Source organism: Pseudomonas sp. RA_105y_Pfl2_P56, assembly GCF_963970845.1.
Taxonomy (GTDB): Bacteria; Pseudomonadota; Gammaproteobacteria; order Pseudomonadales; family Pseudomonadaceae; genus Aquipseudomonas; species Aquipseudomonas baetica_A.
Map to the genome: position 1 here is coordinate 207,478 of NZ_CAXAPL010000001.1, position 15,461 is coordinate 222,938.

Genomic DNA, 15,461 nt, shown 5'->3' on the forward strand with positions numbered 1-15,461 from the left:
TCGCTGATGCCACACAGCGTTACGAAAAACGCCACGAAGCGTTTTCGACCAATAAGAACAATAAACGGAGTACCCCCGCATGCCGTCCTTGCAGACCAAGGCTCTCACGCCTGTTCGTCCTTCCCGTTTCAGCCATACCGCCCTTGCCAGTGCCGCCGCCCTCGCCGGTTTTTCGCCGCTGAGCCACGCCGACTTCATCGAAGACAGCAGCGCCACCTTCGAAACCCGCAACATGTATTTCAACCGCGACTTTCGCTCTGGCACCAGCGCCCAGCAATCCAAACGCGATGAATGGGCTCAGGGTTTCATGCTCAATCTGCAATCGGGTTACACCGACGGCACCGTGGGGTTCGGTGTCGATGCGCTGGGCATGCTCGGGGTCAAACTCGATTCGAGTCCGGATCGCACCGGCAGCGGCCTGCTGCCGACCCACGACGATGGGCGCGCCGCGAACGAATACTCGAAAGTCAGCCTGACCGGCAAAGTAAAGATCTCCGCCACGGAACTGAAAATCGGCAGCCTGATTCCCGAACTGCCAATCCTCAAGGCGAACGACGGGCGCATCCTGCCGCAGACCTTTGAAGGCGGCTTGCTGACGTCCAAAGAGTTCAAGAACCTGACCTTCACCGGTGGCCGTCTGGAGAAGGCCAAGGATCGCGACAGCACCGATTTCGAGGACATCGCCCTCAACAACAAGAACGGCCGTTTCGCTGGCGCCGTCGCCGGTAAACACTTCGATTTTGGCGGCGTGGACTACAAGTTCACCGACAAGATCACCGGCAGCTACCACTTCGCCCAACTCGACGAAGTCTACAACCAGCACTTTTTCGGCCTCGTCGCCTCACGGTCGATGGGCCCGGGGACTTTTGCGACCGACCTGCGTTTTGCCCTCAGTGATGACCAAGGCGCAGCCCGTGGCGGCGAGATCGACAACCGCTCGCTCAACGGTCTGGTCAGCTATGCCTTGAGCGGCCACAAGTTCACCGCCGGTTATCAGCACATGTCCGGCGACAGTGCATTCCCCTATGTCGATGGCAGTGACCCGTACCTGGTCAACTTCGTGCAGATCAACGATTTCGCCGGCGCCGAAGAGCGCTCCTGGCAAGCACGTTACGACTATGACTTCGGCAAACTCGGCATCCCTGGCCTGAGCTTCATGACCCGCTACTTGAGCGGCGACAACATCAAACTCAAGAACGGTGATGAAGGCAAAGAGTGGGAGCGCAACACCGAAATCAAATATGTGGTGCAAAGCGGCGCCCTGAAAGACGTTGCCGTGCGCCTGCGTAATGCAACCTACCGTTCCAACTATTCTGCTCGCGATGCGGACGAAGTGCGTCTGCTGGTGAGCTATAGCGTTGCTCTTTGGTAACCGCCCTTGGGTAAGCAACACCTCGAATAACAACAATGTCCGTGGAGACTGAAATGAACTTATCACTGCGTAAAGTGGCTCTCGCCGCCAGTTGCATCCTGTTTGCCGGCCAGCTCTTGGCCGAACCGAAACGTCCGGAATGTATCGCCCCGGCTTCGCCTGGCGGTGGTTTCGACCTGACCTGCAAACTGGCGCAAAGTGCGCTGGTCAACGAGAAGCTGCTGAGCAAACCGATGCGCGTGACCTACATGCCCGGCGGTGTCGGCGCGGTCGCCTACAACGCGGTGGTCGCTCAACGTCCCGCCGACGCCGGCACCCTGGTGGCGTGGTCGAGCGGTTCGCTGCTGAACCTGGCTCAGGGCAAGTTCGGTCGTTTCGATGAAAGCAACGTGCGCTGGCTGGCAGCCGTCGGTACAAGCTACGGCGCCATCGCCGTGAAAAGCGATTCGCCCTACAAGACTCTCGACGATCTCGTTCAGGCGCTGAAGAAAGATCCGAGCAAAGTGGTCATCGGTTCCGGTGGCACCGTCGGCAGCCAGGACTGGATGCAAACAGCGCTGATCGCCAAGGCTGCCGGGATCAACCCGCGTGACCTGCGTTACGTCGCCCTCGAAGGCGGCGGCGAAATCGCCACGGCCCTGCTTGGCGGGCACATTCAGGTCGGCAGCACCGACATCTCCGACTCCATGCCGCACATCCAGAGCGGTGACATGCGTCTGCTGGCGGTGTTTGCCGACAAGCGTCTGGATCAGCCGGAAATGAAAGACATCCCGACGGCCAAAGAGCAAGGCTATGACATCGTCTGGCCGGTGGTACGCGGTTTCTACCTCGGGCCAAAAGTCAGCGATGAAGACTACGCCTGGTGGAAAGCGGCGTTCGACAAACTGCTGGCCTCCGAAGACTTCGCCAAGCTGCGCGATCAGCGTGAACTGTTCCCGTTCGCCATGACCGGTCCGGAACTGGACACCTACGTGAAGAAGCAGGTCGCGGACTACAAAGTGCTGGCCAAAGAGTTCGGCCTGATTCAGTGATCGTCTCTGTCTAGCGGCTGTGGCCCCGTTCGCCCGGGGCTGCAGCACAGGAGTTCCCCCATGCTTATTCAACGCATTTTCGCCTCGGTGCTGTTGCTGGCCTGCGTCGGCCTGGCACTGATGGCCTGGCCGTATCAGGCAGCCTTTTCCTACGAACCGGTTGGCCCTCGCGCCTTTCCTCTGTTGATGCTCGGTCTGATGGGCCTGGCCTTGCTGTACATGGTGTTTCGTCCCGCACCGATCAAAAGCAAAGATGACGAGCCGCCGCTGGATCGTGAAACCCTGACCAAGATCGGTATTTGCGTGATTCTGCTGCTGGTCTTCGCCGGCACCTTCGAACCCCTTGGTTTCGTCATCGCCAGCATCCTGACGGGCATACCGATGGCGCGCCTGTACGGCGGCCGCTGGTTGCCAAGCATCGTGATCATCAGCCTGATGGCCGTCGGTCTTTACCTGCTGTTCGACCGTGTGATGGACGTTCCGCTGCCCCTCGGCCTGCTCGACGTTCTGGAGAACTGATATGGATACTCTTGGCTATTTGGGTCAGGGCTTTGGCGTCGCGCTGACCCCCTACAACCTGGTCACCGCGCTCTGCGGCACCTTGATCGGTACTGTCGTCGGCCTGCTGCCGGGTCTGGGCCCGATCAACGGCGTGGCCCTGCTGATCCCGATCGCATTCGCCCTCGGCCTGCCGCCGGAATCGGCGTTGATTCTGCTGGCGGCGGTTTATCTGGGCTGCGAATACGGCGGGCGAATCAGTTCGATCCTGCTGAACATTCCTGGCGAAGCCTCCACCGTAATGACCACCCTCGACGGCTACCCGATGGCCCGCAAGGGTCTGGCTGGCGTGGCGTTGTCGCTGTCGGCGTGGAGTTCGTTCATCGGCGCGCTCATCGCCACTTGCGGCATGGTGCTGTTCGCCCCGCTGCTGGCGAAATGGGCGATTGCCTTTGGTCCCGCGGAATACTTCGTGTTGATGGTCTTCGCGATTGTCTGTCTCGGCGGCATGGCCGGTGATCGACCGCTGAAAACCTTTATTGCGGCGCTGATCGGTCTGTTCCTGTCGACCGTCGGCATCGACGCCAACAGCGGCGTGTATCGCTTCACCGGTGACAACATTCACCTGACTGACGGCATTCAGTTCGTCGTGCTGGTGCTGGGCCTGTTCTCCATCAGCGAAATCCTCCTGCTGCTGGAAAAAACCCACCACGGCCAGGAAGCGGTAAAAGCCACCGGGCGCATGATGTTCAACTTCAAGGAAGCGGCGTCGGTGTTCACGGTGAACCTGCGTTGCGGCGTGCTGGGTTTCATCATGGGCGTGTTGCCGGGGGCCGGTGCGACGCTTGCCAGCGCCGTGGCCTACATGACCGAGAAGCGTCTTGCCGGCGCCACAGGCAAATTTGGTGAGGGCGATGCCCGTGGCCTCGCAGCCCCGGAAACCGCCATCGGTGGCGCGGCTTGCGGTGCCTTGGTGCCGATGCTGACCCTTGGTGTTCCAGGTTCAGGTACCACCGCGGTGATGATCGGTGCGCTATCGCTGTACAACATCACGCCGGGCCCACTGCTATTCCAGCAACAACCGGACATCGTCTGGGGTCTGATCGCCTCGTTGTTCATCGCCAACGTCATGCTGGTGGTTCTCAACATCCCGATGATCCGCGTGTTCACCCGCATCCTCGCCGTGCCGAACTGGGCACTGGTGCCGGTCATCGCCATCATCACCGGGATCGGCGTTTACGCGGTGCATGCCACCACGTTCGATCTGTTCCTGATGATCGGCATTGGTATCTTCGGTTACATCCTGCGCAAGCTGGACTTCCCGTTGTCGCCGCTGCTGCTGGGCTTCATCCTCGGCGAACTGATGGAGCAGAACCTGCGCCGCGCCCTGTCGATCTCCAACGGTGCACTGGAAATCCTCTGGTCGAGCCCGATCACCCTCGGTTGCTGGGTGTTGACGGGGATCATGCTCTTGATGCCGATCATCCGTATCTGGCGCAAACGTTCCGCTGCCCGTCGCGCCATTGCCGGTGTCTGATCGGTCGCTCAAGACCGGGTGGGGAACGCCGCTGGTCGGTCTGCTTGGCGGTTATATCGCCAGCCAGATCGGCTGGCCACTGCCGTGGATGGTCGGCTCGTTGCTGGCGATCATCCTCGTGCGCTGCTTCACTCCTTGGCAATTGAGCGAAATCCCTGGCGGGCGTAAATGCGGCCAGTGGATTGTGGGAATCGGCCTGCACTTCACCCCGGTGGTGATGGAACAGGTGCTGAGTCATTTCGGTTTGATCTTCTTCGGGGCGCTGGTCACCAGTGTGTCGGCGGTGGTCGGTGTGTGGTTGATGCGCCGTACCGGCGAAGATCGAGCTACCGCGTTTTTTTCCAGCATGCCCGGCGGCTCGGGTGAGATGGTCAACCTCGGCGCGCGCAACGGCGCGATGCTCAGCCATGTCGCGGCGGGGCAGAGTTTGCGGGTGTTGGTGGTGGTGTTGTGTGTGCCGGCGGCGTTCAAGTATTTGCTCGGCGATGGCACGCCTGTTTCTCACGCAGGCAGCGTCGACTGGCGCTGGCTGGCGCTTCTGTTTCCGGCGGGTGCCCTGCTCGCCTGGGTCTGGGAGCGACTGCGTCAACCCAATCCCTGGCTGTTCGGGCCATTGCTGGTGAGCGCGTCGATCAGCATTGGCTGGGACTTGCACATCGGTCTGCCCGATGGCGGCAGTCAGATTGGCCAGTGGCTGATCGGCAGCGGTTTGGGCTGCCACTTCAACCGGCAATTCTTCCGGCGGGCGCCATCGTTCATGGGCCGCACGTTGATCGGCACGGTGTTGACCATGTTGATCGCAACATTGGCGGCGCTGGGCTTGAGCACACTGACCCATCTGGATCTACGCTCGCTGACCCTGGGCATGATGCCTGGCGGTATCGCTGAAATGAGTCTGACGGCGCAGACCCTGCAACTGTCGGTGCCGCTGGTGACGGCGATGCAGGTGATGCGGTTGTTATTTGTGCTGTTTCTGGCTGAGCCGTTGTTCAAATACTGGAATCGCAATCCCGAGTAATTCAGAAAGACCGGGTTGCCTTCTTCGCGAGCCTGTTCGCGAAGAAGGCAACCCGGTCACCCCATCAAACCGGCGGCAACCGCCACTCAATCGGCGTCTCGCCGTTCTGCTCCAGAAACTTGTTGGTGCGACTGAAGTGCCCGCAACCCAAAAAGCCACGATACGCCGACAACGGTGACGGATGCACTGACGTCAGCACCAGATGCTTGGTCGCATCAATCAGCTTTTGCTTGCTCTGCGCATGGGCGCCCCACAGCATGAACACCAGGTGCGGCTGCTGCTCGCTGACCAGCCCAATGATTCGATCAGTGAAAAACTGCCAGCCCTTGTCCTTGTGCGCGTTGGCGGTGGCGCGCTCCACCGTCATGGTGGTGTTAAGCATCAACACGCCTTGATCGGCCCAGCTCTGCAAGTAGCCATGGGTGGGGATGTCGATGTTCAGGTCGCGCTTCAACTCTTTGTAGATGTTGACCAGCGACGGCGGTGCCGGCACGCCCGGTTGCACCGAGAAGCACAGGCCATGGGCCTGGCCCGGGCCGTGATACGGGTCCTGGCCGAGGATCACCACTTTGACTTTATCCAGCGGCGTCGAATTCAGCGCGTTGAAAATCAGCGGCCCCGGCGGATAGATTTCCTTGCCGGCCGCCCGCTCCTGCTGCAGGAAGTTACGCAACTCTGCCATGTAAGGCTGGTCGAATTCGGCACGCAGTGCCTCCTTCCAGCTCGGTTCGAGTTTGATACGGTCGTCAGCAGTCATGGTCATACCCGGCAAAAACAATGGGGCGAACCCTAGGAAAGCCGACCACGCTTGTCAATTGATCTGACGCAGATCCGGCACTTTCCCCCACAGCGATCATACTGAACGCTCCAATTCCCGATCGAGGTCACGATGAATCTGCACTTCGAAGAACTCACCGGCACCGACGGCGCCCGCATCGGTATCGCCAGCCTGGATGCTGAAAAATCGCTGAACGCGTTGTCCCTGCCAATGATCAACGCCTTGAGCGACAAACTGAACGTTTGGGCCAAGGATCCGCAAATCGTCTGCGTACTGCTGCGCGGCAACGGCGCCAAGGCCTTCTGCGCCGGCGGCGAAGTGCGCAGCCTGGTGGAAGCCTGTCGCGCCCGTCCCGGCGAAGTGCCGCCGCTGGCCGCGCAGTTCTTCAGCGCGGAATATCGCCTGGATTACAGCCTGCACACTTATCCAAAACCGCTGATCTGCTGGGGCCATGGTTACGTGCTCGGTGGCGGCATGGGCCTGTTGCAAGGCGCCAGCACGCGGATCGTCACCCCGAGCAGCCGCTTGGCGATGCCGGAAATCACCATTGGTCTGTATCCGGATGTGGGTGCCAGTTGGTTTCTCTCAAGGCTGCCGGGCAAGCTCGGCTTGTTTCTCGGCCTGACCGGCGCGCATCTGAACGGGCGCGATGCGATTGATCTGGGCTTGGCCGACCGTTTTATGCTCGACGAACAACAACCGGAACTGATCGAAGGCCTGCTGCAATTGAACTGGCAGGAACAGACCGACATGCAACTCAACAGCCTGCTCAAAGCGTTGCAGCAGGAAGCCGTTGGCCAATTGCCAGAGGCGCAGTGGTTGCCGCGTCGTCAGCAAATCGACGATCTGCTCGACGTCAGCGACGTCACCTGTGCGTGGAAAGCCATCAGCCTGCAACGTGACAGCAGCGACCCGTTACTCGCCCGCGCTGCCAAGACCCTGAGCGAAGGCTCGCCGGTGACCGCTCATCTGGTCTGGGAACAGATCATCCGCGCCCGTTATATGTCACTCGCCGAAGTCTTTCAGATGGAATACACCCTGAGCCTCAATTGCTGCAGGCATCCGGAGTTCAGCGAAGGGGTTCGCGCACGGTTGATCGACAAGGATCAGAAGCCGCACTGGCATTGGCCGGACGTCAATCACGTGCCGGATGCAGTGGTCGAGGCGCACTTTCACAAGGTTTGGGAGGGACGACATCCGTTGGCGGATCTGACGCAGTATTGAAGTACTGATTGCCCGCGATGGTCACCTTTGTCTTCGATCGCGGGCACCCTCAAACTGACGTTATTACAGTTAATTCAGTTCGTAGAACTTGATTATCTCGGCCAACGCGAGTTGCGACTCTTCATTTTCTTTTACAAGAATATCCTCCACATCACGCAGTGGCGGAAGAGGATGCAGTCGTTCGGCAATTTGCGCTGCGGGGTAGTCTTTAACCGTTTCTCCTTCGCCGCTAACCCTTATGAACCCAATCGCGCTTTCGCCTCCAGAAAAATGATTAGCCACTCGAACCTTGGGGCCCATGCCATAGCAGACCACTATGACAAGATCTTCCTGATCGCGATGAAACCTTAATTGTTCAATAGGTATACCCACACCAGAAAAATCGATTCCATCGATCCCACCCCCGGTGTTATTAATCAAGTCTCTTCCAAGACCATCGTATTTGTAGAGATCGTTGCCAGCACCACCAGACAACGTGTCATTACCGGGACCGCCTAGCAGTACATCATCGTCGACACTCCCCATCAGCGCATCATGTCCCTGCATACCTCTGATTTCACCTGCGCCGCTTAGAGTGTCATTACCGTGACTTCCCACCAGTGGGAGCGCTTGGCCATTTCTCATAGATTTGGCACTGGCCGCATTATCGACCAAGAGACCATTGTAATAAGTATTCGGGGCAGGACCCAGCTGACTGGAGCCAAACAGTTCTTTGAGAGTAAGGCTTGAGCCATCTGCAAATTTAATAATCTCAATGCCGGAACCCTCGATATCTCCGGCATTGGGTAGAACAATGCGAACTTTCTGCGACCCACCCCATTTAATATCGAGTGTCGAATAGAGCATTTGCGCGCGCGGCGGATGGCGATAGGCATCACGACGCGGATCAGGTGCCAACTCAACATTCACTGTTTCAATGAGTGTTGCGCCCCAACTGAGCTGCAAATTCTCCTGCGTCGCGTCTTCTGGAAGCACGACAGTATCTTGATCGACTAATCCATACTCGTCCTTCCATCCGGCAACACCTACTTCAGGTCGGATAAAAACCGGATTCAGCACATCCGCGATAATGGTCGTTGCGCCGGCATGCGCCTGCACGATGTAAGTATCGGCACCGTTTTCACCGTACAGGTAGTCATCCCCAGCGCCGCTCACTAAATAATCAGCGCCTTCAGAACCGAGGAGGGTATCGTTGCCTGCACCGGCGGACAGAAAGGCACCCGGTATCCTTTCATTAATATAGCCGTAATCAAGTAGAACACCAGAATAGGCGACGATCAGGTCATCGCCTGCACCCCCCAGGAAAAGATTGCCGACTTCGACATTAACTCGCCCACCGACATCGTCGCCGTGGACAACTTTATGTTTGATCGTTTCAGTTGTGACATCCCGCCGAAATTCCTTGCGGACAGTTTCGCCCGCCGTGAAACTTTCAGCAGGATAGATGTACCATCCTTCGATAGCACCTGAATCTGTTCTATCTGCAATAATTACGTCGCCGACTTTGAATGAAAAACCGCTGGCAGTGCCAGATCGAAAATAACGTGGCTCCAGCAATAACGGCGACGTAATGCCCTCTTTCTTTACCTCTCGAAAACTGGATCGGGATGTAGAGCTTGACTGTCTTTCGCTAAATACCGCATCGCCAGTGGCAGACCCCATCCATTGAGGCGTTTCAGACAATGCCCCCGTTTCGATGCTTTCATCGATCACATCAGTGTGGGTGATATAACCCGTATCGTTGGTGGTTATATGGTTACGAACCCAGACACCTGGTTTGCTCAAGGTAAAGCCTGTTGCATGCCTGCTAGCGGAGCGCTTTGCTTTGAGCTCCGCCAGGAACCTGTCTGTCCAGCCAACATTATGATCAATGGCATTACTTCGTTCCTCGCCAGGAACAACGATCCCTGATTGGTCCGGAACAGCAACCTGTACTTCGTTTGCAATAATGTCTTTATCTTCTTCTTTGGCCAGCACTCCATCCCCTGCTGGCGGCTCGATGATCTCTACAGCTGGCAGCGTTTTTTTCATGACCTCTTGATAGCCGAGAATGACACCATCGCTAAACGTGAACGTTGAATTCTTCCATTCTTCATAATTCCTGATAAGGATGGCGTCCCCCTCACCATTGAACAGCCGCAATACCCGGCCTACGGAAACATCAATAATGTCGGCTTTCAAACTTTCCGCAGAGAACCCGGCACCGAACTTGATGACATTGCTGCCACCTGAATCGGTGATAACGTCAAGACCATCACCCACCCCGAAATAGTAAACATCAGCGCCGTCATGGCCCTCCATCACGTCGTTACCGGGCCCGCCATCAAAAACGTTATTGCCGGAATCCCCACGAAGGTGGTCTACACCCTCCCCGCCCAACAACGTGTCGTTGCCACCACCGCCGAGCAAGGTATCGTTGCCTGAACCACCGTCCAGATAATCTGCGCCATGTTCGGCTTCGGCTGTCTGCGCGTAGTCGCCGGATAAAATGTCATCATCAGCGCCGCCATAAAGCGTGTCGGCGCCCAAGCCGCCCAGAAGGGTATCGTTTCCTTCATCGCCTTGAAGGTAATCATTGTTGATTCCACCTGACTGCAGGTTGGACACATCGCCATCCAGCGCGTCAGCTCCTGCCCCACCGATCAGGGTATCGGCCCCCCCCATTCCCTGAAGTGTGTCATCGCCCGCTCCACCATCAAGTAAATCATTACCGTGGTACCGAATTGGATGCTCAGCATAATCCCCGGCCAGCGCGTCGTTACCCTCACCTCCGAACAGCAGATCATCCGCCCCACCGCCCCAGAGTGTGTCGTCTCCTGCACCACCGTCCAGCAGGTCGCTTCCAAAAAAGTGGGCAGCGTCACCGGCAACGCCGTTCAGTACATCGTCATCGCCCTTGAGAGTGTCATTGCCTGGACCACCATAAATCGCATCGTTTCCACCGTTACCAGCGAGCCAATCATCGCCACTTCCACCGTCCAATACATCGTTACCATGGTGTTTGCTTTGCAGTCCCCCGCCCCAATCGAGGTTGTCTCCCATTATCGTGTCGTTACCGCTTCCTCCGGCCAGCGTGTCATCCCCCCCATCCCCTGCAAGAAGATCATCTTCTGTTCCGCCATCAAGTAGATCCTCGCCCCATCCGCCATTGAGAACATCGCGACCGCCCTGGCCGTAGAGAACATCGTTATCGCCCTGCGTCGAACTGTTAAAGGAGGCCTGTGAAAAGACAGTTCGGTGACTGGTGACACCACCGTCTATAAGCACTTCGACGCGTTTGAATCCCCATTTCTGCTCCAGCGCGCCGGTCGTTTCATCCCCTGATAAAACGTCATCTCCCGCACCTCCAATCAGCGTATCCCGATCGTTACCGCCCAGAAGCACGTCCTGGGATGCCGTACCGATGAGCAAATCGTGGCCGGCGCCTCCGTCAAGCCAATCGCCTCGAGCGGCTTTCCCTTTAGAGTCACCAGCGGCCATGGCTTTTTCGAGCGTCGTCTGTTTATCCCCAAACAACTGATCGTTTCCGTCCTTGCCGAATAATCGGTCTGATCCACCAAGTCCGAGAATGACGTCGTCTTTTGCAGAGCCGTAGAGCACATCGGCCTTGTTTCTCTGTTTTACGTTGGCCAATAGCAACGCGTTGCCCAGCTCATCGTATGAGAACTGATCACCGGGAACATTGGGGTCGATATCTTTCGCTTTCCAGTCGCCCTGGAGAACCAGATCGGGAGCAGAGACCGTATGGTCTTGGTGTTCAGGAAGTCGGATACCAAGCATCCCGGGGCGGAAGTTCTTGATAACGACGAGGTCGTTCAGGCCATATTTGATGTTGAGGGTGGGTTCAGTGAGTTCTTCGATGAGGGTCAGGGTGATGGCCTGATCCTCGGTCGACCAGATATTGCTCAAAGGGGCGCGACGTTTGAGTGAAGGAATCGGCGCGCCGTTGATCCACAGCTGCCCATTGGCGTTGGCGTCGAAGATCTCATCGATGCCATCACCGCTGGAAAACTCATAGCGGTCGCTGCCTTCGCCACCGCTCAAAGAGTCGTTACCCTTTCCTCCGACCAGAACATCATCACCGGCCATTCCGTGCAACGCATCATTGCCGTCGCCTCCACCAAGCAAGTCGTTGCCGCGTCCACCCTCGATGACATCGTGACCTGCCAGTCCGTTGATCGTGTCATTGCCCGCGCCGCCATACAGATGATCAGTGTTCGCACCGCCTGCGAAAGACCGTGCACCGTCATCGCCGAACATGACCAGCGGATTCAACACACCGGTGGTCATCGGCGCCTGTTTGGCTGAGGCGAGATCGGAGTAGGAAAACTTCTGCAGCGAGTGCTCTCCAAACGAGCCCTGGGTTCGGGCAATCAACCGGGCCAACATCTGCGCACGATCGGCAAGCCATTGCGCAGTGATGAAACCTTCGCCGGTCAGCGGATCGTAGAGTTCCAGTCCGCGTCCGGGGTAACCGTCATCGCGTTCGATGACGATTTCACTGAGTTGCTTCAGGGAATTACGCAACGCCAGGCCGATGGGTGTCGACTCGCCAGCCAGTTTTGCCCATGAATTGGCGTTTCCGTATTCGCCTATCGAACGGGTGACGATGCTTTGGGACTGCTCTGGTGAAAATGCCGAGAAGAATGCGTAAGCGTTGGTGGCGAAGGTTTCATCGGTGGTAGGTGGCGCTGCTGAATCGCCGTTGTAGGTGCGCTTGAACATGTCCAGAAATTCGTTCTGGCCATAGCGCAATATCAGGTCGACCACGACGGAAACCGGCGTGCCTTTCACGACATGCTGAATCAGCGGATTGAGGCTGCCACTGGCGAGCGCGATATTGATTTGCTCTGGCACGACGGAAAGCAGACTTTGCAATGGATTGACGCCGAAATTGCTGATCGCCGCTCGCAGGCCGACACTGTAGGAATCGATGGCGAACAGAATATTTTTATAGTCATCGAGCCTGTTGGCTTTTGCTTGAATCGGCGGGCCGCCATCTTCCCCTTGCGAATCACCCGCAGAGATCAATCTCCAGGTTTCATAGGGCGGCGCTCCACCCAACAGGCTGAATCCGACTGTCCCTGACCAGCCGGCGTTATGGCTCACGGCTGTATCCTTCTCTCCGCAAGCCTCACTAAACAGTGCCTTGCCGATCGCACTGGCATCAATCTCTGCAATCTGGCTGATGGATGGAACCGTCCAGGGTGCCAGCCGACCCGCGAGGGATCCGTCGATCAAAGTATTGATGAAATTGGCGGCGACCTGATTCGATGACAGTTGCATCAGGTTTTCACTGAAGATTTTATTCAATCTCAGTTCACCTTGCCGCGAGGTGTAGCCGCGAATCAGGGCGGAGTAGGCACCGTTTCCACCGTTGGCATCAATGGCCACGGCAAGCCAGAGCCTGGCGCTTTTCAGAACTTTTCCCGCTTCTTGATCGACAGCGGTAGCCTCAGAAACTCTTCCGCCAATAATATCGAATAGCTTTTGATACAGGGGAGCGCAGCTAGCCCCTGTTAATTCCAGCGCAAGATATTCGACATCTTCAGAATCGAACATCAGTCCCTTGCAAATATTTGCTGCATTTAAGATTTCTGTTTTTTCCAGATCATTAAAAACATAACTCATCGTTACTTCCTTGTAATAACAGAGCGTGAAAGATAGCTACTGAGAAACTTAAGCATCTCAGGTGACTCTCGTAATGACGATAGACCGAGACTTACCCGACCGTGCCCTCCGGAAAAATCAAAGCTGTGTAACTCCACAGTGCAAAAAAAGTTCAAACTCCCAAAATCCAGGTTTTCCAATTCGGCCCTACTGAGTTTCGCCAATTTCTCGTCAGTCAGTTCCTCCTCAGCAGCCGGGCGAATCAAGCCGTTACAGCTTATCAATCGAGGAGTGCCATCACGCCGCGGCCAGTCAGCAATGACAAACTTTCGAACGGAAGCCTCATTCTTGAAATGCGGCGGAGGTGCATTCAGCCAAAGTTCCAGTCCAGGATAATTTTTCAACTTCACAATCAACTCATCCGGCCAGTTGACGTGCCGATAGCCCCGTTCATGGGGTTCAGTGTTTTCTTTTTTTGTATAAAGCCCAGCGTTCAGTTTATAAAGACGCCAACTTTCAGGAGTCGGCTTTACACTCTGATCGTGGTAAGACCGTATCTCCGTCCCGGTCCACCAGAAATGCCCCTTGAGCGTATTGGCCAGACACGCTTTCTTATTCGCCAGTTCAGGCATGCCCACATAAAACTCCGGGACCAGAGTCTTATCCACATAGCTGCCGCCCAGTATGGGCACCTGCTTCATGCTCGCCAGCTTCTTTTGACAGGCCTCCTGATCCGCGTAATAGATTGCCATCGCCTCGGCGACCTGTTCTTCACGGATATAAAAATTCACCACGCAATAACAGGCATAAATAAACAAGCCGTATTTCAACAACCTCTTAAACCATTTAACCCATGGCTTGTGCGACATCCGGAGCATTTCAAATCTCCCTGTCAAACTGACGAGCATGCGGTTTCTTGGGATGCCCGAACATCGCGCTTTCAAATACCTCAAAGTAATGTTTCGTGCCGTACGCCACATCAAATCTGCTCGCCGTCAACTTCGCAGCGCGGCGCAGGCAGTCGAACTCATCAACGGAATCAAGAACCTTGGCAATACGTTTGGCGATACCGTGATGATCGAAGAAATCCACCAGCATTCCATTGTGACCATCGACGATCACCTCCCTTACCGGAGCCGTATCCGACGCTACTACCACACACCCAGCCGCCATCGCCTCCAGTAACGACCACGACATAACAAACGGATACGTCAAATAAACATGAACCTTTGAACAGTCCAGAACTGCCCGGTAAGTCTGGTAAGGAAGCTTCCCTGTGAAATGAACGGTGGAATGATCGAAACTTACCTCTGCCTCCATCCTGCTGCGCCAATTTGCATAGCCAACCGGCTTACCCCCGTAACTGACGTCATCACCGCCCACTATGATTATCTGCGCACCGGGACACTCAGCCTGAATATGCGGGATCGCTCGCATAAAACTGTGAAACCCGCGATAAGGCTCAAGATTCCTCGCGACATAAGTAACGATCGGCTGCCCGGCTCTCAGTTCGACGCCATTGGGCAACCTGACGGCCCCAGCTTTCGCCAAACAGGAACTCTGAATGACGCCCTCGTGAATAACCCGAATGGCCGACTGATAAGCGGCCGGAAAGAGACTGCGCTGCCACCGCGTGGGCGCAATGGCAATGTCACATTGCTCAAGATTCAAAAGATGCAGCGAATTGAGCACTCGCAGCCTTGATGACTCTCTTGTTGCTCGCGGGAATTCAGGGTCGAACCCGGAATCTGCGCCCTGCGCCCGATAGTAATATTCGCAATAGTGAATAAGCGGCGCGTCAGGATAGACATCCTTGACGAAGAGCGTTTCCCCCCATCCGGGATGAGCGAGAATCACGTCCGGCCGATAACCCGAATGTTTCAGCCGGCTCAGAGTTTCAAAAACCTTCTGTCCATCAGTCACCGCTTGTTCGTAACGGGTCAGGTAGGGGTGAATACCGCTCGGCGCTCGGCTGGCAGCGCGGTATCGATATATTTTCACCCCTGCGATACCCGGCGCCGTATCCCGACCTATCGCTAAAACCTCATAACGCCTGTCAATCGCCGCCAGCACCACATGACGGAACTGGCCCGGAAAGTTTTGGTGAATAACAAGAAGCTTCATAGCGGCATCGTCCTTTTATTCGCCGCTGTTGAACTGAGTTTTGCTCACCTTGATCGGCACGAACAGACGCTAACAAATGCAAGGAAATGAAACTGTAGGAAGCGTCTGGGAATGCCCTAGGAGATGGCTAACGGGACGACTTTTCGACGGTTGCGTAGTAACGCGGGGCGGCATCCGTTGGCGGATTTGACGGGTTACTGAGCCAGACGCAGGGTCGGACCGGACGCAAATCTACATCCTGTCCGACCGCCAACACGGCGTTTAACTGG

General features: G+C 56.5%; 10 protein-coding genes. 6 read left to right on the top strand and 4 right to left on the bottom strand.

Annotated features, from left to right (window positions below; genetic code table 11):
• Nucleotides 1–79: 79 nt before the first annotated feature.
• Genes AACY11_RS00995 through AACY11_RS01015 form a run of 5 tightly spaced genes read left to right on the top strand, consistent with a single transcriptional unit; the run spans nt 80 to nt 5,456 of the window.
• Nucleotides 80–1,372, top strand: coding sequence for an OprD family porin (locus tag AACY11_RS00995; protein WP_339493646.1), 1,293 nt, complete (start codon nt 80–82; stop codon nt 1,370–1,372).
• Nucleotides 1,373–1,425: 53 nt separating this feature from the next.
• Entirely contained in the window at nt 1,426–2,403 is a 978-nt protein-coding gene (locus tag AACY11_RS01000; protein ID WP_339430739.1) for a Bug family tripartite tricarboxylate transporter substrate binding protein, read from the top strand.
• A gap of 60 nt (nt 2,404–2,463) precedes the next feature.
• Nucleotides 2,464–2,922 (top strand): tripartite tricarboxylate transporter TctB family protein, encoded by a 459-nt coding sequence (locus AACY11_RS01005; RefSeq protein WP_221731337.1) that lies wholly within the window; start codon nt 2,464–2,466, stop codon nt 2,920–2,922.
• Between the two features lies 1 nt (nt 2,923).
• Nucleotides 2,924–4,438: a tripartite tricarboxylate transporter permease gene (locus tag AACY11_RS01010; protein ID WP_339430737.1), complete on the top strand. Its 1,515-nt coding sequence runs from the start codon at nt 2,924–2,926 to the stop codon at nt 4,436–4,438.
• Nucleotides 4,431–5,456 (top strand): AbrB family transcriptional regulator, encoded by a 1,026-nt coding sequence (locus AACY11_RS01015; RefSeq protein WP_339493648.1) that lies wholly within the window; start codon nt 4,431–4,433, stop codon nt 5,454–5,456. The genes AACY11_RS01010 and AACY11_RS01015 overlap by 8 nt, the downstream gene beginning before the upstream one ends.
• Before the next feature lie 64 nt (nt 5,457–5,520).
• On the opposite strand, the gene ung is transcribed toward AACY11_RS01015, so the two are convergent.
• The gene (ung, locus tag AACY11_RS01020; RefSeq protein ID WP_339493649.1) at nt 5,521–6,213 is read right to left on the bottom strand and encodes a uracil-DNA glycosylase; all 693 of its coding nucleotides are present in this window, start codon (nt 6,211–6,213) and stop codon (nt 5,521–5,523) included.
• 132 nt (nt 6,214–6,345) lie between these two features.
• Here ung and AACY11_RS01025 point away from each other — a divergent pair, with 132 nt between their 5' ends.
• Entirely contained in the window at nt 6,346–7,458 is a 1,113-nt protein-coding gene (locus AACY11_RS01025; RefSeq protein WP_339493650.1) for an enoyl-CoA hydratase/isomerase family protein, read from the top strand.
• A 69-nt stretch (nt 7,459–7,527) separates the two neighbouring features.
• Here the strand turns inward: AACY11_RS01025 and AACY11_RS01030 are convergent, their stop codons facing one another.
• From AACY11_RS01030 to AACY11_RS01040, 3 genes are read right to left on the bottom strand one after another with little or no spacing between them, the layout of a single operon-like run.
• A complete protein-coding gene (locus AACY11_RS01030; protein WP_339493652.1) occupies nt 7,528–13,089 on the bottom strand; it encodes a calcium-binding protein in 5,562 nt (1,853 codons plus the stop codon).
• A gap of 2 nt (nt 13,090–13,091) precedes the next feature.
• Nucleotides 13,092–13,946: a hypothetical protein gene (locus tag AACY11_RS01035; protein ID WP_339430731.1), complete on the bottom strand. Its 855-nt coding sequence runs from the start codon at nt 13,944–13,946 to the stop codon at nt 13,092–13,094.
• Nucleotide 13,947: 1 nt separating this feature from the next.
• Entirely contained in the window at nt 13,948–15,192 is a 1,245-nt protein-coding gene (locus AACY11_RS01040) for a glycosyltransferase family 4 protein (RefSeq protein ID WP_339493653.1), read from the bottom strand.
• Nucleotides 15,193–15,461 lie beyond the last annotated feature (269 nt).

What these genes read in the sequence shown, in the direction of transcription:
- AACY11_RS00995 (WP_339493646.1), top strand. Translation starts at nt 80, where the DNA reads ATGCCGTCCTTGCAGACCAAGGCTCTCACGCCTGTTCGTCCTTCCCGT.
- AACY11_RS01035 (WP_339430731.1), bottom strand. Translation starts at nt 13,946, where the DNA reads ATGCTCCGGATGTCGCACAAGCCATGGGTTAAATGGTTTAAGAGGTTG.
- AACY11_RS01030 (WP_339493652.1), bottom strand. Translation starts at nt 13,089, where the DNA reads ATGAGTTATGTTTTTAATGATCTGGAAAAAACAGAAATCTTAAATGCA.
- AACY11_RS01005 (WP_221731337.1), top strand. Translation starts at nt 2,464, where the DNA reads ATGCTTATTCAACGCATTTTCGCCTCGGTGCTGTTGCTGGCCTGCGTC.
- AACY11_RS01025 (WP_339493650.1), top strand. Translation starts at nt 6,346, where the DNA reads ATGAATCTGCACTTCGAAGAACTCACCGGCACCGACGGCGCCCGCATC.
- AACY11_RS01040 (WP_339493653.1), bottom strand. Translation starts at nt 15,192, where the DNA reads ATGAAGCTTCTTGTTATTCACCAAAACTTTCCGGGCCAGTTCCGTCAT.
- ung (WP_339493649.1), bottom strand. Translation starts at nt 6,213, where the DNA reads ATGACTGCTGACGACCGTATCAAACTCGAACCGAGCTGGAAGGAGGCA.
- AACY11_RS01000 (WP_339430739.1), top strand. Translation starts at nt 1,426, where the DNA reads ATGAACTTATCACTGCGTAAAGTGGCTCTCGCCGCCAGTTGCATCCTG.
- AACY11_RS01010 (WP_339430737.1), top strand. Translation starts at nt 2,924, where the DNA reads ATGGATACTCTTGGCTATTTGGGTCAGGGCTTTGGCGTCGCGCTGACC.